General features: G+C 63.6%; 15 protein-coding genes. 6 read left to right on the top strand and 9 right to left on the bottom strand.

The window, feature by feature from the left end; genetic code table 11:
- Nucleotides 1-191 precede the first annotated feature (191 nt).
- From Q8O80_RS06490 to Q8O80_RS06500, 3 genes are all read right to left on the bottom strand, one after another.
- Nucleotides 192-2,171 carry an acetyl/propionyl/methylcrotonyl-CoA carboxylase subunit alpha gene (locus Q8O80_RS06490; protein WP_305578156.1) on the bottom strand — a complete coding sequence of 660 codons (1,980 nt, stop codon included), beginning with the start codon at nucleotides 2,169-2,171 and terminating at the stop codon, nucleotides 192-194.
- Nucleotides 2,168-2,599 carry an endonuclease domain-containing protein gene (locus Q8O80_RS06495; RefSeq protein ID WP_305578158.1) on the bottom strand — a complete coding sequence of 144 codons (432 nt, stop codon included), beginning with the start codon at nucleotides 2,597-2,599 and terminating at the stop codon, nucleotides 2,168-2,170. Before Q8O80_RS06495 ends, Q8O80_RS06490 begins: the two co-directional genes overlap by 4 nt.
- Before the next feature lie 211 nt (nucleotides 2,600-2,810).
- Nucleotides 2,811-4,343: an acyl-CoA carboxylase subunit beta gene (locus Q8O80_RS06500; protein WP_305578160.1), complete on the bottom strand. Its 1,533-nt coding sequence runs from the start codon at nucleotides 4,341-4,343 to the stop codon at nucleotides 2,811-2,813.
- Nucleotides 4,344-4,460: 117 nt separating this feature from the next.
- Between Q8O80_RS06500 and Q8O80_RS06505 the strand changes: the two genes are divergently transcribed.
- A complete protein-coding gene (locus Q8O80_RS06505; protein WP_305578162.1) occupies nucleotides 4,461-5,873 on the top strand; it encodes a short-chain fatty acyl-CoA regulator family protein in 1,413 nt (470 codons plus the stop codon).
- Nucleotides 5,874-5,960: 87 nt separating this feature from the next.
- Nucleotides 5,961-6,422, top strand: a complete 462-nt coding sequence (locus Q8O80_RS06510) for a hemerythrin domain-containing protein (RefSeq protein WP_305578164.1) — start codon at nucleotides 5,961-5,963, stop codon at nucleotides 6,420-6,422.
- 106 nt (nucleotides 6,423-6,528) lie between these two features.
- Here Q8O80_RS06510 and Q8O80_RS06515 read toward each other — a convergent pair whose 3' ends face one another.
- The 6 genes from Q8O80_RS06515 to Q8O80_RS06540 all read right to left on the bottom strand — a co-directional run bounded on the left by Q8O80_RS06515 (nucleotide 6,529) and on the right by Q8O80_RS06540 (nucleotide 13,060).
- Complete coding sequence (locus Q8O80_RS06515; protein ID WP_305578166.1) at nucleotides 6,529-7,437, bottom strand: carbohydrate kinase family protein; 909 nt, start codon at nucleotides 7,435-7,437, stop codon at nucleotides 6,529-6,531.
- Nucleotides 7,434-8,504, bottom strand: a complete 1,071-nt coding sequence (locus tag Q8O80_RS06520) for an ABC transporter ATP-binding protein (protein WP_305578168.1) — start codon at nucleotides 8,502-8,504, stop codon at nucleotides 7,434-7,436. The genes Q8O80_RS06515 and Q8O80_RS06520 overlap by 4 nt, the downstream gene beginning before the upstream one ends.
- A complete protein-coding gene (argH, locus tag Q8O80_RS06525) occupies nucleotides 8,504-10,012 on the bottom strand; it encodes an argininosuccinate lyase (protein ID WP_371136127.1) in 1,509 nt (502 codons plus the stop codon). Before argH ends, Q8O80_RS06520 begins: the two co-directional genes overlap by 1 nt.
- Before the next feature lie 2 nt (nucleotides 10,013-10,014).
- A complete protein-coding gene (locus Q8O80_RS06530; RefSeq protein WP_305578200.1) occupies nucleotides 10,015-10,866 on the bottom strand; it encodes a carbohydrate ABC transporter permease in 852 nt (283 codons plus the stop codon).
- Nucleotides 10,867-10,876: 10 nt separating this feature from the next.
- Nucleotides 10,877-11,755, bottom strand: coding sequence for a carbohydrate ABC transporter permease (locus tag Q8O80_RS06535; protein WP_371136129.1), 879 nt, complete (start codon nucleotides 11,753-11,755; stop codon nucleotides 10,877-10,879).
- A 63-nt stretch (nucleotides 11,756-11,818) separates the two neighbouring features.
- Nucleotides 11,819-13,060, bottom strand: coding sequence for an extracellular solute-binding protein (locus Q8O80_RS06540; RefSeq protein ID WP_305578170.1), 1,242 nt, complete (start codon nucleotides 13,058-13,060; stop codon nucleotides 11,819-11,821).
- A gap of 191 nt (nucleotides 13,061-13,251) precedes the next feature.
- Between Q8O80_RS06540 and Q8O80_RS06545 the strand changes: the two genes are divergently transcribed.
- The 4 genes from Q8O80_RS06545 to Q8O80_RS06560 all read left to right on the top strand — a co-directional run bounded on the left by Q8O80_RS06545 (nucleotide 13,252) and on the right by Q8O80_RS06560 (nucleotide 19,843).
- Nucleotides 13,252-14,478 carry an ROK family protein gene (locus tag Q8O80_RS06545; protein WP_371136130.1) on the top strand — a complete coding sequence of 409 codons (1,227 nt, stop codon included), beginning with the start codon at nucleotides 13,252-13,254 and terminating at the stop codon, nucleotides 14,476-14,478.
- 9 nt (nucleotides 14,479-14,487) lie between these two features.
- On the top strand, nucleotides 14,488-16,869 hold the full coding sequence (locus Q8O80_RS06550; RefSeq protein WP_305578174.1) for a PIG-L family deacetylase: 2,382 nt from the start codon (nucleotides 14,488-14,490) through the stop codon (nucleotides 16,867-16,869).
- 3 nt (nucleotides 16,870-16,872) lie between these two features.
- On the top strand, nucleotides 16,873-18,039 hold the full coding sequence (gene solA, locus Q8O80_RS06555) for an N-methyl-L-tryptophan oxidase (RefSeq protein ID WP_305578176.1): 1,167 nt from the start codon (nucleotides 16,873-16,875) through the stop codon (nucleotides 18,037-18,039).
- A 112-nt stretch (nucleotides 18,040-18,151) separates the two neighbouring features.
- Complete coding sequence (locus Q8O80_RS06560) at nucleotides 18,152-19,843, top strand: aminotransferase class V-fold PLP-dependent enzyme (RefSeq protein ID WP_305578178.1); 1,692 nt, start codon at nucleotides 18,152-18,154, stop codon at nucleotides 19,841-19,843.
- Nucleotides 19,844-19,845 lie beyond the last annotated feature (2 nt).

The raw sequence follows: 19,845 nt of genomic DNA on the forward strand, positions 1-19,845 counted from the left end.
GATGAAGTGTCGTGCTCAGCCATGGATCACCTCAATCATAAAAATCGATGCCTCAGGCGACACCCTACCCCTTGCGGGGAGGGTCAGGGAGGGGGGCGTTTGGCCCGAATACCGGGGCGCCCGCACCCCCTCCCAACCTCCCCCGTCAAGGGGGAGGTGCCACCCGGTGGACGGGGCGATATCGCGATCCATCACACCGCCTCAAATTCCAAAATCACCTGATCGACCGCCAGCACCGCGCCGGCCACGGCGTGTACCTTGCTGATGCGGGCGCGTTTTTCGGCCTTCAGCACATTTTCCATCTTCATGGCTTCAACGATGGCCAGCGTCTGGCCGTCCTCGACAATGTCGCCCACGGCCACAGCGATGCGCACCACCTGTCCCGGCATCGGGCAGAGCAGGAACTTGCTCATGTCGGGCGGGACCTTGATCGGCATGTGCCTGAGCAGGCTCGCCACATGCGGCGCCAGCACCTGCACCCTGAGATCGGCGCCACGATAGCGGATGCGGAAGCCCGAGGTGGTGGCATTGACCTTGAACACCGAGTGACGGCCATCAGACCATTCGACACTGGCCAGTCCGGCGCCCGGCTGCCAATCGAGCCGGGCGGCCTGGCTGCGCCATTCAGCGCCCACCGTATAGCCATCGGCCGTTTCGTTGACGGTGACCGGCAGCGCCTGGTTGCCGATCTGGACGTGCCAGTGCTGTTCAGTGGCGCCCGTGCCGTGCCGCGCTTCGCGGCGGCTCATCAGCATCGCGGCTGCAGCGGCAACATCATAATGATGCTGCTCGCTTAGGGCGGCGCCAAGGAAACCATCGGGGAATTCTTCGGCGATATAGCCAGTGGTCAGCCGTCCTTCGCGGAAGCGGGTCTGCTCCATCACGGTCGAGAGAAACGGCAGATTATTGCCGACGCCTTCGACTTCAAAGCTGTCCAGCGCCACGGCCATGGCGTCGATCGCCGCCAGCCGGGTCGGCGCCCAGGTGCAGAGCTTGGCAATCATCGGATCGTAGAAGGTGGAAATCTCCCCGCCTTCGAACACCCCGGTGTCATTGCGCACCACCAGCGTCTCGGACGCGCTTTCGACAGGCGGGCGATATTTGGTCAGCCGGCCCGTCGAAGGCAGGAAACTCCGATAGGGGTCTTCGGCATAGAGCCGGCTTTCAATGGCCCAGCCCTGGCGCTGCACATCGGCCTGCTTGAGCGGCAGAACCTCGCCATTGGCGGCGCGCAGCATCAGCTCGACCAGATCGAGCCCGGTAATCAGCTCGGTCACCGGATGCTCCACCTGCAGGCGGGTGTTCATTTCAAGGAAATAGAACTTGCGGTCCTTGTCGACGATGAACTCAACCGTGCCGGCACTCTGATAGCCGACAGCCTTGGCCAGAGCGACGGACTGCTCGCCCATGGCCTTGCGGGTGGCCTCGTCGAGAAACGGCGACGGCGCCTCCTCAATGACCTTCTGGTTACGCCGCTGAATGGAGCATTCGCGCTCGTTGAGATAGAGCACATTGCCGTGGCTATCGCCGATCAGCTGGATTTCGATATGGCGCGGTTCGGTGACGAATTTCTCGATGAAGATGCGATCATCGCCAAAGGATGACGCGGCTTCCGATTTCGAGCGATCAAAGCCCTCGCGCGCTTCGGCGTCATTCCAGGCAATGCGCATGCCCTTGCCGCCGCCGCCGGCACTGGCCTTGATCATCACCGGATAGCCGATGGATTTGCTGATGGTCACGGCGTGCTCGGCGTCGTCGATTAGCCCCATATGGCCGGGCACAGTCGACACGCCCGCTGCTGCCGCCAGCTTCTTGGAGGTAATCTTGTCGCCCATGGCCTCGATGGCCTTGACCGGCGGGCCGACAAAGATGATCCCCGCCGCTTCCAGCGCCTGGGCAAATTTGGGGTTCTCGCTCAGAAAGCCATAGCCGGGATGCACCGCCTGCGCCCCCGTCGCCTTGCAGGCGGCAATGATCTTGTCGATCTGAAGATAACTATCCTTGGCCGGCGACGGGCCGATATGCACGGCCTCGTCGGCCATGCGCACATGCAGGGCCTCGCGATCAGCGTCGGAATATACCGCCACGGTGGCGATACCCATGCGCTTGGCCGTCTTGATGACCCGGCAGGCAATCTCGCCGCGATTGGCGATGAGGAGTTTGGTGATCATGGATGTTGCCTCGGAAATGCCGTTTGCTCGGAGTCGCACCCTCCCCCTTGCGGGGAGGGTTGGGGAGGGGGGCTCGCACGGGGACGTTCCGGGCGATACTCAAGGGCGGCCGCGATGGTATCGTAAACGCCATCGGCGTGGAACAGGACGTCCTCATTGGAAAAGCGCAGCACCTTGAAGCCTCGCGACGACAGATAGTCGTCGCGCGTCCGGTCATTGGTCTGTGCCAGCTCGCCATCGTGGCTATTGCCATCGACCTCAATGACGAGTTGGGCGTGCCGACAGGCGAAGTCGACAAAATAGGGCCCAATCTCGACCTGCTTGCGGAAGTGAAAGCCGCCAGTACGCATGGGCCAGAGCAACTGCCATAAGGCTCGTTCGGCACGCGTTGAATTTGCGCGCAGCTTTCGTCGAAGTTCCCGGCTCATCGGTTCCACCTTGAGCGGCTACGTCGCTGGAAGCAGGCGGGACTGCCCAAATATGGGGGCCAGCCGCCCCCCTCCCCAGCCCTCCCCGCAAGGGGGAGGGTGTTCGTCCGGCGGGCGAGGCGCGACAGTGCCACAAACGCGATGGGGCACCCTCCCCCTTGCGGGGAGGGTTGGGGAGGGGGGCGTTTGGGCAAGGTGCTGATGCTGTCCCTCACAACGGTATATTCCCGTGCTTCTTCTTAGGCCCCTGCACTTTTTTGGCGCGCAGCGTCGAGAGCGCCCGGATGACGCGGCGTCTTGTGCCATGCGGCATGATGACGTCGTCGATGAAGCCGCGTTCGGCGGCGACGAAGGGGTTGGCGAAGCGCGCTTCGTAGTCTGCCGTGCGCCGGGCGATCTTGTCCTTGTCGCCCAGTTCGGAGCGATAGAGGATTTCGGTGGCGCCCTTGGCGCCCATCACGGCGATTTCGGCTGAGGGCCAGGCGTAGTTCACGTCGGCCTTGATGTGCTTGCTTGCCATCACGTCATAGGCGCCGCCATAGGCCTTGCGGGTGATGACGGTGACCAGCGGCACGCTGGCCTCGGCATAGGCGAACAGCAGCTTGGCCCCATGCTTGATGATGCCGCCATATTCCTGGGCCACGCCGGGCAGGAAGCCGGGTACGTCGACCAGGGTCAGGATGGGGATTTCAAAGCTGTCGCAGAAGCGGATGAAGCGTGCTGCTTTCTTGGAGGCGTTGATATCCAGACACCCCGCCAGCACCAAAGGCTGGTTGGCGACGACGCCGACCGTATCGCCGCCGAGGCGGACAAAGCCGATCAGGATATTGCCGGCATGGTCCTTCTGCAGCTCAAGGAAGTCGCCCTCGTCGGCGATTTTTTCGACCACCTCGCGCATGTCGTAGGGCTGGTTGGCGCTGGCGGGAATGATGGTATCGAGGCTGATATCGTCACGATTGAGGGGATCGTCGGTCGGGCGATGCGGCGGCTTCTGGCCGGCGGCCAACGGCAGGAAGCCATAGAGCCGGCGCACTTCGAGCAGGGTCTCGATATCGTTTTCGAAGGCCGCGTCGGCGACCGAGGAGATTTTCGTGTGCGTGGAGGCGCCGCCCAACTCTTCCTGCGTCACGCTCTCATTGGTGACCGTCTTGACCACATCGGGCCCGGTGACAAACATGTAGCTGGTGTCTTTGACCATATAGATGAAGTCGGTCATGGCGGGCGAATAGACGGCGCCACCGGCGCAGGGGCCCATGATCACCGAAATCTGCGGCACCGCGCCCGAGGCCTGGGTGTTGCGCCAGAACACGTCGGCATAGCCACCCAATGAGGCGACGCCCTCCTGAATGCGGGCACCGCCAGAGTCATTGAGCCCGATCACCGGGGCGCCATTCTGCATGGCCAGATCCATGATCTTGCAGATCTTCTTGGCGTGGGTTTCGCTCAGCGAGCCGCCGAACACCGTGAAATCCTGGCTGAAGACATAGACCAGGCGGCCATCAATGGTGCCCCAGCCGGTGACGACGCCGTCGCCGGGGATGATGGTGTCGGCCATATCGAAATCGGTCGCCCGATGGGTGACGAACATGTCGTATTCTTCAAAACTACCCGGATCGAGCAGGATGTCGAGCCGCTCCCGCGCCGTCAGCTTGCCCTTGCCGTGCTGGATATCGATGCGGCGCTGGCCGCCGCCGACCCGCGCTTCGGCCCGCTTGGCCTCGAGTTGAGCGATGATATCCTGCATGTCGTCGTCTCCTTGCCCATGTTGAGACTAGCGCGTTGTGTGCAATCCCCCAAGACAGCAAACGGCAGGTCTGTTACAATCATACAGAAGCAAATTTGTAATTTTGTGGATTTGTGAATGGCGACGCGCAAGATTTTCGCCGGGGCACGGCTACGGGCCCTGCGGACGCAACACAGGCTGACCCAGGGTGAACTGGCGGCGCGGCTGGATATCTCGGCCTCCTATGTCAACCAGATCGAATCCAATCAGCGCCCACTGACAGCCTCGGTGATGCTGGCGCTGGCGGACCGGTTCAATCTTGATCTCTCCAGCCTGATGACCGACGGCTCGGACCGGCTGCTGGCGGGACTGCGCGAGGCGCTGGCGGACCCGGTGTTTGGCGAGGGTGTGCCGAATTTGCAGGAACTCAAGACAGTGGCGGCCAATGCGCCGGACGTGGCGCGGGCCCTGCTGGCGCTCTATGAAACCTATCGTAAGACCAATGAGCGGCTGGCCAGCGTCGACGCAGAACTCACCAGAAATCCGCAGGCAGGCCTGCAGACGTCTTATGAAGAGGTGCGCGACTTCTTCCACTATGCCGACAATTACATTGATCCGCTCGACCGCGCCGCCGAGGCGCTGGCCGAGGAACTCGGTATCTTTGCCGCCGACCGGCTCAACCGACTGATCGCCTATTGTGGCGAGGCCCATGATCTGCGGGTGGTGCTGACGGCGCCAAGCCAGCCCGATCTGATCAAGAATTATGATCGATCGACACGAACGCTGGCGATCAATGGCCGGCTGGAACCGTCAACGCAATTCTTCCAGATCGCCACCCATCTGGCCGTGGCCGAGCAGGCCACCCTGCTCGATCACCTGCTCGACGCGGCCAATTTCAAGACCGCCGAGGCGCGCTCGGTGGCGCGGATGGGGCTGGCCAACTACTTCGCCGGCGCGCTGCAAATGCCCTATGGCGCCTATCTCAAGGCGGCCGAGGCGCATCGCTACGATATCGAGGAGTTGGCCCATCTGTTTGGCGCCAGTCTGGAGCAGGTGGCGCACCGCCTCTCGAGCATGCAGCGGCCGCGCGAGAAAGGCGTGCCGTTCTTTTTTGCCCGGGTCGACGCCGCCGGCACCATCACCAAACGGCACTCGGCAACGGCGCTGCAATTTGCCCGCTTTGGCGGGGCCTGCCCGCTGTGGAATGTGCATCGGGCGTTTGAGGCCCATGGCCAGATCATCCGGCAACTGGCCGAGACGCCGGATGGCAACCGCTATCTGAGCCTGGCCTGGTCGAGCGAGAAGCGCAGCGGCGGCTATAACGGCATCACGCGGCGCTATGCCTATGCGCTGGGCTGCGAAATCAGCCACGCCAATCGGCTGGTCTATGGCAGTGATGTCGACCCGGTGCGGGCCCGGTTTGACCCGATCGGTATTTCCTGCCGCATTTGCGAGCGCCGCACCTGCCCGCAGCGTTCCGTGCCGCCGCTGGCGGCAGAGATTTCCATTGATGGTGACCATCGCGCCATCGTTCCCTATCAGATTGGTTGATTGCCCATCTGAGGCCGAGTTGATCGGGGTCAATTCTTCGAACCGTGGCAATGCTAAAGTGGAAGGCTACAGGCGACTGGAAATCCGATGATACGAGCGAACCGGCGCATTGAGGCGCTGGAACAATGCCATAGTGAAGTGCTGGCGCTGTGCGACGGTCTTGAAGCCGTGGCCGACAGTCTGCCGCACAACGTGCAAAAGCGGATCTGCCTGACCCTGGCGGCCACGCTTGAGCCGCTCATCGCCCGCACTCAGGCCCTGGAGGAACAGGCCTTGTTTCCGCTGCTGGAAACGATCCAGAACCCGCAAATGGCGCGGACCATGGCACGGCTGCGCGAGGAACATCTGGCCGATCACAGCGCAGCAAGTGAGGTGAGCGAAGCCTTGCAGGATTTGGGCAAGGACCGCTCGAAGCTGTCGCCCGATGCCATGGGTTATCTGCTGCGCTCGTTCTTTGTGAGCATGCGCCGTCATGTGCAGAGCGAACGGGATCTGATTGCCATGGCCCTGCCGGCCGAGCCTGGCCGCGGGCCGGCAACGGACGGATGAGCCAGCCCGCGCTGGCCGCATGATGCATCTGGTCCCGCAACTGGATGGCGCTTGCGGCTGACGCCCGGGCCATCGCACCGTCAAGCCGAAGCAGGCTGACCCTTGATCAGCCCGTGGCGCCGATGGGGCGCGCCAGCGACGTGGTGCCGCCAATGGCCTGGACCGAAAGGCTGCCGGAGGCGATGCCGGCCTGCAGACAGCGCTGGGGCGCGTGCCCCTCCAGCCACGCATGGAGCAACCCCGCATTGAAGGCGTCGCCAGCGCCGGTGGTGTCGCGTACCGGCACTCGCGGCGCCGGCTGAGCAAGGCGCTGGTCCTTGATGGCCAGCATGGCCCCATCGGCTCCCAGCTTGATGGCCACAACCGGAAAGTGCCGGGCCAGATGCGCCAGCGCCGCGCTGGCCTGGGTTTCGCCGGTAATGGCCAGCGCCTCGTCCAGATTGGGCAGAAATACGTCAACCCCGGCGCAGCGCGACAGGAGCGAGGGATCGTGGATCAGTTCTTCATCCCAGCTCGGATCCAGCGACACGGTCAAACCCAGCCGCTTGGCGTCGACGACCAGATCGGGGTGTTCGGCAAAGGTGGCATATTCGGCAATGTGCAGATGGACTGCCCCAGAACTCGCGAGCAAGCGGGCATAGTCACGCGGCAGCGCATGGCCGGCGCGGCGCGACAGAAAGGCACGATCACTGTCATGGGCCATGACAATGGTGATCTGCGGACCAGCATCGGCCGCTCGCTCAATCAGGTCCATCGCTACCCCATCAGCGGCAAACTGGCCTTCCAGAGCAACAGAAATCGGGTCCGTACCAAAGCGCGACAACACACTGGCCGGTCGGCCATGCGCCACCAGGTGGGCCGCTGCAATGAAGGCGCCGCCGCCCAGGACCGGGGTCATGGCCTCGGCGAAGACTTCCGCACCCAGCCGCGGCATCGCTGGCAGGCCCGAGAACACCAGATCGCAGTAAATCCGACCGGCACAGACAATCGCGCCCGTCGGGCGTGCCGTCATCATAGCCGGCCCAGTGCCTGCTCGGTCTGCGCGTCGAACAAATACAGCGCTCCCGGCTGCGCCGTGGCCGAGACGGTACTGCCCACCCTGGGCAGCAGTTTGCCGGGTGCGGTGGCAATGGCTTCTGCCCCGGCAATATCGAGATGCACCAGGGTCTCGGAGCCCAGCGGCTCTACCGCCGTAACGGTTCCGGCGATCTCAAAGCCAGCATGGGTGGGGGCGCCGACCAGCAAATCATGGGGCCGCACGCCGACCGATATCGGACCTTCGGCAAATGCCGTCGCGTCCAATCCGGCGGCAACGGTCTGATTGACGCTGAGCTTGCCGCCCGCAATCTCGCCCGTGAGCAAATTCATCGACGGACTGCCGATAAACCGAGCAGTGAACACATCCACCGGGTTTTCATAGAGGTCCGTGGGCGTGCCCACCTGCAGGATGCGGCCATCGCGCATCACCACGATCTTGTCGGCCATGGTCATGGCTTCGATCTGGTCGTGCGTCACATAGACAATGGTGGTGCCCAGGCGCTGATGCAGGCGCTTGATCTCGATGCGCATCTGCGCGCGCAATTGTGCGTCGAGATTGGATAGCGGCTCATCGAACAGGAAGGCGACTGGATCGCGCACCATGGCCCGGCCAATGGCCACGCGCTGGCGTTGCCCGCCCGACAGTTCGGACGGGCGTCGATCCAGCAGGTCCTCGAGGCCAAGGATCTTGGCGGTTTCCAGAATGCGCTGGCCTTTTTCGGTGGCGCTGAGCTTGGACGTATAGAGGCCAAAGCCGATATTCTTGCCCACGCTCATATGCGGGTAGATGGCGTAATTCTGAAACACCATGGCGATGTTGCGCTGCTTGGGTGCCATGTCATTGACCACCGCACCGGCAATGCTCAGCGTGCCAGCGGTAATGTCTTCCAGCCCGGCAATCATGCGCAGCGTCGTGGACTTGCCACAACCCGACGGACCGACAAACACCACAAACTCCCCGTCATTGATGGTCAGATCAATGCCGTGGACGGCAGTTGTCTTGTTATAGGCTTTGACCAGGCCCTGTAGTTCAATAGTCGCCATCAGGCCGCTCCGATCAGTGCACCAAATTTGGAATTGAGTTCGGCTTTCGCCAGCGCCTGCGCCGCGGCACGGGCCCTGGCAGCATCGGCAAAGGCCGCAGCGCGCGCACGATAGCTCGCCAGTGCTTCGTTCATGGGCGCCAGCGCCGGGCCGCCGAAACGGTCCCGCACGGCGACGAAATGCTCGGGCGAGACCAGTTCGGCAAAACGCTTGGCGTCGATTGCGGTGGGCCGGCCCACCGATTTCTCGAATGCCGCCACAAACGGGCCATAGCCATCTTGGGGCAGATCGCCATCTGCGGCAACCACCGCACGGGCCACGGCGGCGGCAATCTCATGGCCTTCACGGAACGACAGCCCTTCCTGGCGCACCAGGCTGTCGGCCAGTTCGGTAATGGTGATGCAGGAGCGCCTGATGTTGGTGGCGACCCGCGCCGGGTCGATGCGGACTTGTGCCATCACCGAGGCCAGCAGATCGAGCACGCGATAGGCGCTGTCAAAGGCCTGATAGCCCATGGCCTGGGTCTCGCCTTCGCTGTCATTCATGTCGGTGAAGGGTGTGTTGTGCATGACGTCGAGCATGGCCCGGGCCCGCCCGAAAGTCTGGCTGGAGAGCAGCCGCAAATGCTCGATCGGCACCGGATTGCGCTTTTGCGGCATGATCGAGGAGATCTGCACCAGCGCGTTGGGTACATAGAGCTGTCCGACTTCAAAACTGCTCCACACCTGCAGGTCCTGAATGGGCCGTCCGAGATGGAGAAACAGCAATTCGATGGCGCCATAGGTGGCCGTGATGTAGTCGACCGCCGCGATGCAACTGTAGGAGTTCTGCAGTGGCGCCGCGAAGCCGAGCAATTGCGCCACCCGGGCCCGATTGATCGGAAAGCCCGACGTCGTTATGGCGGCCGCGCCCATCGGCGATTGATCGACCACGCCATAGGCCTGCTGCAACCGGTCGATGTCGCGGCCCAGCACTTCGATCATCGCGCCCAGATAGTGGCCAAAAGTGCTCGGCTGGGCCGGCTGGCCGTGCGTGTAGGCCACGATCAGCGTGGCCTTTTCGCGCTCGGCGGTGTCGATCAGCACGGTATAGAGCGCCTGCGCCTTGGCGATCAGCACGTCGAGCCGCGCCTTCAGACCCAGCTTGAACAGGGTATGATCGATATCGTTCCGCGAGCGGGCGGTGTGCAACCGCCCCGCCAGATCGGGCCCCAGCCGGGCCTTGAGTTCCTTCTCGATGAGAAAGAAATAGTCTTCCACGTCGCCGGTGTAGACCAGCGTCGCCGGGTCGACCTCGGCCGCGATGGCGGTGAGTGCCCGGGCGATGTCACGCCCCTGCCCGGCATCGAGAATGCCGGTCTCCACCAGCATCACCAGATGGGCCTGGTCAATGGCGCCGAAGGCCGCGACGTGGTGGGTCTTGGCACTGTCAAACAGCGGTCGCAGCACGGTGTCCTTGTAGACTGGATCGGGGAACACGCTGTCGTCGTTGATGCGGGGATCGGTCATGGTCAGCCCTTGAGTCCGGCCAGCATGACGCCCCGCACGATGAAGCGTTGCAGCACGAGGAACACGAGCAGGGTGGGGATGGTCGCCAGCGCGGCGCCGGTCATGATCAGTTCCCACTGGATCGACTGTTCAACGGCAAAGCTCGAGAGCCCGACCGGCAAGGTGTAGAGTTCCTTGCTGGTGGTGACGATCAGCGGCCAGAAGAAGGCGGTCCAATTGCCCAGGAAAGTGAAGATCGCCAGTGCCGAGATTGCCGGCATCACCAAGGGCATGGCCACCTTCCACCAGATTTCGAACTCGTTGAGACCATCGATGCGCGCGGCTTCGAGGAAGTCATCGGGCACCGTCTCGAAGAACTGCTTCATCAGGAAAGTGCCGAAGGCTGTCATCATGCCCGGGAACATGATGCCCCAATAGCTGTCCAGCCAACCAAGCTGGCTCGACATCAAATACCACGGAATAACCAGCATTTCGGTGGGGATCATCAGCGTCGACAGGATCGCCAGAAAGATGAAGTAGCGGCCACGGAACTCGAACTTGGCCAGCGTGTAGCCGACCAGGCTGTCGAAAAACACGTTCGACAGGGTCACCGTGGTGGCCACCAGCGCCGAATTGAGGAACCAGCGCATGAAGCGGCCGTCGGACAGCACCTTGACGTAATTGTCGAAGCTGGGCGCCAGCGGGATGAGCCGCAGATCATAGACCTGCCCCGCCGATTTCAGCGAGGTGGAGAACATGTAGAGCAGCGGCGTGATCATCAGCAGTCCGCCGACCAGCAGTACCGTCCAGGTCAGGATCAGCCCCGGACGGATGGGTTTGCGATTGGCGGCGAGTTCATAGCCGTTGGCGGTCATCTCGGCCATGTCAGCGGTTCCTCAAGACAAACAATTGGCCCAGTGACACCACCAGCAGGATCAGGAACAGCACCACGGTCTGTGCTGCCGCATAGCCCATGTCGAAGGACGAAAACGCGGTCTGGTAGATCATCATCACCAGCGGCTTGGTCGAGTTCAGCGGCCCGCCGGGATCGTTGGAGGTCATGTTGTAGACCTGATCGAAAATGCGCAGGAAACCGATCGAGGAAAACACCACGAGAAACACCGTCGTCGGTTTCAGCAGCGGCAGGGTGATCTTGCGCAAAATGGCCCATTCGCCCAGGCCGTCGATGCGCGCTGCCTCATAATAGGTCGAGGGAATGGCGCGCAGTCCGGCCATGAAGATGATGATCTGGAAGCCCAGACCGGCCCAGATGCCGGTGACCATGATGGAAGGCAAGGCCTGCGCCGGCGACCGCAGGAATTGCTGCGCCGGCAGATGCAGGTTCGACAGAATGCCGTTGATGATGCCGATGGGAATGGGCTGGTAGAACCAGCGCCACACCCAGGCCATGGCGGCCGCAGTGGTCAGGAATGGCAGGAAATAGAGCGCCCGCAGGAAGCTGTGCAGGAACGTCACCTTGTCGAGATAATAGGCGATGACAAAGGACAGCAGCAGGCTGATCGGGGTGCCGATAATCAGATAGGCGAAGGTGTTGCGGAAGACCTTCCAGAATACCGGGTCGGCAAACAGTTTCTGATAGTTTTCCAGGCCGACAAAATTGGCGGGACGGAGCAGGTCCCAGTCGGTGAACGAGATCCAGAATGCCGACAGCGTCGGATAGAACCGGATCCAGCTATAGAACAGGATGGGCACCGCCAGAAAGCTCCAGGCCCACAGCACCTTGCGCCCGCTCTGGGTCAGCACGAAACCGGTGCGGCCCTTGCGGGTCGCACCATTTGCTTCAATGTCAGGAAGGTGAGCCACGGCCTATTTCTTGGCCGCGTCGATCATGGCCTGTTCGGCCGCAGCAGCCTCGTCCAGGGAAGCCTGTGGGTCCTGGTTTTCGAGCAGCACGCGGTTGACCATGTCGACAGCCGTCTGGCGCTGCCCGGCTTCGTCCACAAATGTGGTGGTGTGGGCATACTCAAGACCCTTGAGGAAGGGCGCATAGATCGGATCAGCCAGATTGGCCTCGGTCAGGGCAGCGTCACGGCGCGCTGGCAGTTCACCAACCACGTCGAGCCAGACCTGCATGGCTTCGGTTGAGGAGATATAGGCGAGGAACTTCTCAGCAGCCGCCTTCTTTTCGTCCGTGGCGCCCGAGCCGATGCCATTGGCAAAATAGCTGGCATAATTGGAGCGAACGCCGTCAGCATTGGCTGGCAGCTCAACCACGCCCCACTCGAAATCGGTGATGGCGTTGAAGGCGCCGAGACGGAAGGTACCATCGACGGTCATCGCCGCCAGCCCGGCCTTGAATGCGGCCTGGCCTTCGTCCATGAAGCCGACCAGACCGACATTGTGGGCGGTCTGCAGATCGGTGTAGAAGTTCAGCGCCTGCAAGCCGGCATCGGTGGCGTAGGACACATTGCCATTGGCATCATAGGGTTCGCCACCCATCTGGCGCACCAGCACTTCACGCCACCAATGGTGGTCCTGCCCGGCAAAATCGAGCGTCAGACCTTCCGAGGTGATGTTGCCACCACCATCGGTCTTGGTGGTCTGCATCGCCACATCGACGAGTTCATCGAGCGTGGTCGGTGGCGCAACGCCAGCCTCATCGAGCAGCTTCTTGTTGTAGAACAGCGCCAGTGACCGCACGGCGGTCGGCAGCCCGTAATAGGCGCCATCGCGCTTGACGGCCGAGACGATCGGGAAGAACTCACTCTCGATTTCGGCGGTCGGAAACACAGCCTCATCCAGCGGCTGCAGGACGCCGCCCTGCTGGAACTTGTCGAGCCAGCCATAGAAGAACTGCAGCACATCGGGGCCATTGCCGCCGGCCTGCGAGGCAATCACCTTGGTCTGGTAATCGGCGTAGGGAAAGGTGACCTGCTTGACCGTAATATCGGGGTTGGCCGCCTCAAAATTACTGATGAGCTGATCCATGGCGTTCACACGCGTTTCAAACACGTACTGCCAGTATTCGATTTCCACAGCCTGAGCCGAGCTCAAGGCCATAAAACTGATGCCGGCGACCAGGCTGGCGAGCGTAAAGCGTTTCCGCATCTGAACCTCCTTGTGGTCCGCAACCGGGCTTGGACACGCGGCTGGACGGACAAATTCCCCTTGGTGAGAAGCCGGCAGCGAGCCCGCTTCACCCTCCACAAGTCAGCCGACGCCAGCAACATTGTCAATACAATAATCTACTTGAGTTATTGTGATCGGCAAAATAGCCTCCCGCTCAGAAGCGAGGGATGATGAAAAAATCAGGCTTGGCTGGGTCCGTTAGGCCGACCATCGGGAGCAATCCGGGTCGGAATCGCAATCACAACCGACGCGTCGTGCTCGATATGGTGCGGGCCTATGGTCCGTTGGGGCGAACCGAGATCGCCCGTCGCGCCCAGCTGACGCCGCAGGCGGTGAGCAATATCGTTGACGAGCTGGTCGGCGAGCAGATGCTGATCGAACTGGGCCGATTGCGCTCGGGACGTGGGCAGCCGCCCCTGCAATTTGCGGTCAATCCCAATGGTCCCATGACCGCGGGAGTGGAAATTGCAGCCGACCACATCATGACGGTGCTGATCGATCTGTCAGGCCAGATCCGCGCACAATCCTATCGCCCGATTACCGCCACCGATCCGGCGTTCATTCTGCCCCAGCTCCGCGACGAGATCGCCAGCATCCGTGCGAGCGTCAGCGACGATCCGGTGCGCCTGCTCGGCGTCGGCGTCGTGATGCCCGGACCGTTCGAGATCGAAGGGATGAGTTCTGTTGGCCCGGCAACCCTGCCCGGCTGGACCGGGCTGGATGTCAAGCACACGGCGAGCCAAGCCATTGGTGAGCCCGTCGAGATCGAGAACGATGCCACTGCCGCCGCCGTGGGTGAGCGGCTCTATGGCGCCGGGCGCCACCACTCCAGCTTCTGCTTTGTGTATTTTGGGGTGGGCCTGGGCCTGGGTATCATCCACGAAGGCCGTCCGCTGCGCGGCGCCTTTGGCAATGCCGGCGAGATCGGCCATCTTGGGGTCACCCCGCGCAACCGGCCGGCGCTCTATGGTCCTGAAGGCGCGCTCGAACGCTTCGCTTCGCTCTATGCCTTGCGCGAACGCCTGACGGCGGCGGGACGACCGAGCGCGACCATCGAGGACCTGCAGCAATTGCATGATCAGCAGGATCCCATACTGGCCGACTGGATCGCCGAGGCGGCCGACTATCTGGCGCCGACCATCGCCGCCATCGAGAACCTGCTCGACCCCGAAACCATCATCTTTGGCGGCGCCCTGCCCGACGCGATCATTGACGCCCTGATCGCCGCGCTCGAGCCATTGCCGGTTTCAGTGGCGACCCGCCGGGCCCGGACCGTGCCCCGGGTCATTCGCGGGCAAACCGGCCAGTTGACCGCGGCCCTTGGCGCCGCGGCGCTCCCCATGCTCGAAACCATTACCCCACGCCTGCACGTGGACACCCGTACTGCCCCGCAATAGGAGCCTGCCATGCTGACCGCCCGCGAGCGTCTTGCCCGCCAGAAATCCCGCCCGGTGCTGGTTGAATTGCACCGCGCGCTGTCGCGGCTGCGTTCGACGCTGACGGTGATGAATACGGGCGCCCACCCCGATGACGAACACTCCGACATGCTGGCGGCGCTGCGCTTTGGCTATGGCATGCGGATCGTCATCGCCTGCTCGACGCGCGGCGAAGGTGGCCAGAACAGCCTGGGGACCGAGCGTGGCGGTGCCCTGGGCGTGTTGCGCAGCCGGGAGATGGAAGAGGCCGCGCGGGTGCTGGACGCTGACGTCGCCTGGCTCGGCCATGGCCCCGAGGACAGCGTGCACGATTTCGGTTTCTCCAAGAACGGCGTCGATACCCTCGCGCGCTGGGGCCGGGACAAGACCATCGAACGGCTCGTCACCGCCTATCGGCAGTACCGACCCGACATTGTCATCCCCACCTTTCTCGACGTGCCCGGCCAGCATGGGCACCACCGCGCCATGACCGAAGCCGCCGAAATTGCCCTGGAGCTGGCGGCCGATCCGAGCTTTCACACGCCGGGCCTTGAAGCGTGGGCCGTCGGCAAATACTACCTGCCGGCATGGTCTGGCGGTGGCGACACCTATGATGACGAAGTGCCGCCACCCGCTGCGAGCGTTGCGGTGCGGGCACCGGGCCGCGACATGCCCACCGGCGCCAGTTTCGACGCCATCGGTGAATGGTCGCGGGCCCTGCACGCGACCCAGGGCATGGGCCGCTGGGTCGAACGGGCGACAGCGGAATGGCCCCTGCATCTGCAGCAGGGCCCCAATGCCCCCGAAATGGCGATAAGCGACAATCTGCCGGCAACGCTGGCCGGTTTGGCCGAACTGTTGCCGGCCGAACCGGCTGCAGCGCTACGCATGGCCCAGCAGCACATCGATGCGGCGCTGGCGGCCTATCCTGACCGCCCGGCGATCAGCGCCGCCCTGGCGCAAGCTGGCGCAGCCATCGAGCAGGCCAAGGCGGCCTGCGCGGCAGAAGCCCTGCGCCTGCATGGGCACCGTCTCGACCGCAAGCTGGTCGAAGTCGATGCCGCCTTGCTGCTGGCCGCAGGGATCTCGGCCATTGCCTGGACCGCGCCCAATAGCCTGGCCGCGGGGGGCACTGGCACGCTGACGGTGCAGATCGAGGGCGATACCCGGTCATTGCAGGTGGCCCCCCTGGCCGAAGCCGATATCCGGATAGGGGACGCAAGTGAAGCCGGTCCGAACCTGGTCTTCCCGCTATCCATCGCCCCGGACGCCGCGCTGACCCAACAGTTCCAGCCAGGATTTTCCAGTTTGGGCGGCAATGGTGCGCTGCGCATTGCCATCACCGCAACGGTCGCCGGCCGCGCCGCCACCGCCATGATTGACCTCGAAGAACCGCTCAGGATTGTGCCGGCCCATGCCGTCCAACTGGAACCCGTCGATTTCATCGTCAATCTGGCCACGTCCGGAGCCACAGATCCCTTGGCCGTTGCCGTACGCCCGAATCTTGGCTCGGTGCCGATGGACCTGCAAACTCCGACCGATTGGCGGGCAGTCCGCACGGCCGATGGCCTTGCAGTGACGCTCCCCGCCGATCTGGCGGCGGGCCTTTACCAATTGCCGCTGCAGATCGAGGGACAGCAGGCGTTCTCGGCCCAGGAGGTTGCCTATCCCCATATCGGGCGGACGCAGTTCATCGCGCCACAAATGGTGCGGGTTCTGGCGCTTGATCTGAACACGCCCGCCAATACCCGCGTTGGCTATGTCGGTGCTGGCAGCGATCGGGTGGCGCATTGGCTCAAGGTCATCGGGCTCGACGTCACCGTGCTCGATGACGCCGCGCTGGCCGGGGATTTGTCGCGCTACACTTCCATTGTCATCGGCACCTTTGCCTTCGGCCAGCGCCCCGCGCTGCGCCAGGCGACAGCCAGGCTGCACGAGTGGGTTGAAGCTGGCGGGCACTTGCTGACGCTCTATCATCGTCCTACCGACGGCTGGGACCCGCAGACCACCCCGCTCCGGCCGATCAAGATCGGCTCGCCCTCCTTGCGCTGGCGCGTGACCAACCCCGCCGCCGCGATCGAGACGCTGCTGCCCGAGCACGTTCTGCTGCGGGGGCCCAACATTATTGGTGCCGCCGACTGGGCCGGTTGGGACAAGGAACGGGGACTGTACTTCGCGGCAGAATGGGACGATGCCTATGAGCCCCTGCTGGCCATGAGCGACGCCGGTGAAGCGCCACTGCGGGGCGCCCTGCTTTCAGGAAAGATCGGCAAGGGGCGGCATACCCACACCAGCCTGGTGCTGCACCACCAGCTCGACAAGCTGGTGCCCGGCGCCTTTCGCCTGATGGCCAATCTCGTGCAGCCGGCCTGAGCCATGCAGAGTTTCGATGTCGCCGTGATCGGTCTGGGCGCCATGGGCAGCGCCACGCTGTGGCACCTGGCCAAGGCGGGTGCGCAGGTCATTGGCATAGATCGCCATGCCCCGCCGCACAGCCATGGCTCGACCCATGGGGAAACCCGCATCACCCGCTGCGCCATTGGCGAAGGCGAGGCGCTGGTCCCCCTCGCCCTGCGCTCGCACCAGCTATGGCGCGAACTTGAGGCTGAAACCGGCGCCGACCTGCTGCAGCAGACGGGCAGCCTGATCATCGGCAGGCCTGACGACAAGGTGCACCGGCCCGGCCGCACCGGCTTTCTCGACCGCTCCATCGCGTCGGCACGACGCTTCGATATTGCCCATGAGGTGCTGAGCGCCGCCGAGATCGGCCACCGCTTCCCCAATTTTCGCCCGCAAGACGGTGAAGTCGGTTATTTCGAGCCGGGCGGCGGCTATCTTCGGGCCGAGGCCTGTGTCGCCGCCAATCTGCAACTGGCGCAGCGCCACGGCGCGACCATCATGGTCGACACCAGGGTGGACACACTTGCCGCAGACAGTGGTGGCGTCACCCTGGGCACGACTGCCGGCACCATCCGGGCCGGCAAGGTGGCGGTCACCGCGGGCGCTTGGGCTGGCGCCCTGCTTGGTGCGCCCTTCACGCCGCTGCTGCAACCGACCCGGCAGGTGATGCACTGGTTCGAGGTCGAGCCCGACCACATCGAGACATGGCAGCGCTCGCCCGTGTTCATGTGGCCGCACGGCACGGACCAGGACGGGTTTTTCTACGGGTTTCCGAGCCTTGATGGCGCAACCATGAAAACCGCCGACGAGTTCTATGGCGCCGCCAGTGATCCGGACGCCATTGATCGAGTGGTGCCCGGCGAGGACTCGGCCCGCATGTATCGCAGCCATTTGGCGGACCGGCTGGTGGGTGTTTCGGCCCGGGCGGCCAAGACGGCTACCTGCATCTACACCGCGACTCCCGATAGCGGGTTTGTCATCGACTGGCATCCGCGCCTGGCCAATGTGCTGGCAGTGTCGCCCTGCTCGGGCCACGGCTTCAAGCACTCGGCGGCGATTGGCGAGGCCGTCAGCGCGACCTTATTGGGGCAGGAAAGCACCCTCGATCTGAACCCCTTCGCGCTGGCTCGGCTACTGGACTAACCAAAACGTCCTTTGCTCAAAGGGCTTCATTGTTAGTATTTGTTGCTAGCTTTTGTTCTTACACGAGCATATAATGCCTCATTATCACCATTCGGTAGCAATGAGAGCGTCCATGTCCGTCGCCTTGCCGGTTCCGCATTCCCAGCTTGAGGATGGATGCAGCCTGCTTGACCGCGTGCGGCGTGATCCGGCCCTGGCCAGGTGCCCGGCCTTTGCGGGGCCCTTCGGGCTGCGCCCCCTGATCTATGCTGACTATACCGCCTCGGGACGGATGCTTGATCTGATCGAAGACGCGGTGCGGCACCGCGTCGGCCCCTCCTATGCCAATACCCACTCCGAAGCCGCCTATGGCGGCCGTCGTACCGGCGCGCTGCGCGAAGCGGCGCGGCAGTCCATCCGCGACAATGTCGGCGCCACTGCAGCGCATGCGGTGATCTTTGCCGGTTCGGGCGCGACCGCCGGCATCAACCGACTGGTGTCGGTGCTGGGCCTGGGCCTGCCTGCCGATCACCACCTGCGCGGCCTGCTGCTCGCGCAGATCGCCCCGCATGATCGCCCCGTGGTGCTGGTCGGGCCCTATGAGCACCACTCCAACGAGTTGCCGTGGCGCGAGTCGCTGGCCGAAGTCGTGCGCATCCCGCTGGCGAGCAATGGCCAGCCGTGCCAGGCCGCCATTGCCGCGGCCCTGACCCGGTATCAGGACCGCCCCCTGTTGATCGGCGCCTTTTCGGCGGCCTCCAATGTCACCGGCATCAAGACCGACATTCGGCCGCTGGCCCGGCTGCTGCATCGGCACGACGGCCTGTGCGTCGTCGACTACGCGGCAGGCGCGCCCTATCTTGACATCGATATGGGCGAGACCGCCCCCGGCGCGGGCGACCAGCTCGATGCCATTGTGCTGTCGCCCCACAAATTCGTCGGCGGACCCGGGGCTTCGGGCCTGCTGATTGCGGATCGGTCGATGTTCCGAATTACCCGGCCATCGGCGCCCGGTGGCGGCACGGTGAGTTTCGTCACCCCCGACAGCCACGCCTATCTCGACGACGTGCAGGCCCGCGAGGAAGCCGGCACCCCCTCGATCATCGGCGATATCCGCGCCGCTCTGGTGTTGCAGCTCAAGGCCGATATGGGCATGGCGGTGATCGACGCCGCTGAAACGTCAGCCGTCACGCAAACGCTGGCGTTTTTTGCCGCCCACCCTGCCCTGCACCTGCTCGGATCGAGCAAGGCCGACCGCCTGGCCATTTTCTCGTTCAACATCAGCGCCGGCGGTGACATGCTCCACCATGGCCTGGTGGTGGCCATGCTCAACGACATGTTCGGCATCCAGGCCCGCGGCGGCTGCTCCTGCGCCGGCCCCTATGGCCATGATCTGCTGGGGATAGACCAACAGGTTTCCGGCCAATACCGCCAATTGGTCAGCGACGGGCTCGAGGTGATGAAGCCCGGCTGGGTCCGCATCGGCTTTCCGCCGGTGATGGGAACAGCTGAAATTCAATATGTGCTCGATGCGCTGGCATTTATCGCCGACCGGGGGCTTGATCTGATGGCGCTGTATCGGGTTGAACCCGGCAGTGGGCACTGGACGCTGAAGTCAGCGCCGCCCGCACCGGCGCCCTCCATCGAAACGCTGTGCCTGTGGCGCGATGGCGTGGAGACAGACATCCCTCCCCAGGCACCACCGAGCACGGCCGAAATATTTGCCCAGGCAAAGGCCCTGGCCGATGCGGGACGCCGCGCCGAGCATGTCGCCTGCTGTGCCCTGCCCGACCAGGCAGACCCGTTGCGCTGGTTCCATCTGTAGAC

It is taken from the genome of Devosia sp. (assembly GCF_030689745.1).
Lineage (GTDB): Bacteria > Pseudomonadota > Alphaproteobacteria > Rhizobiales > Devosiaceae > Devosia > Devosia alba.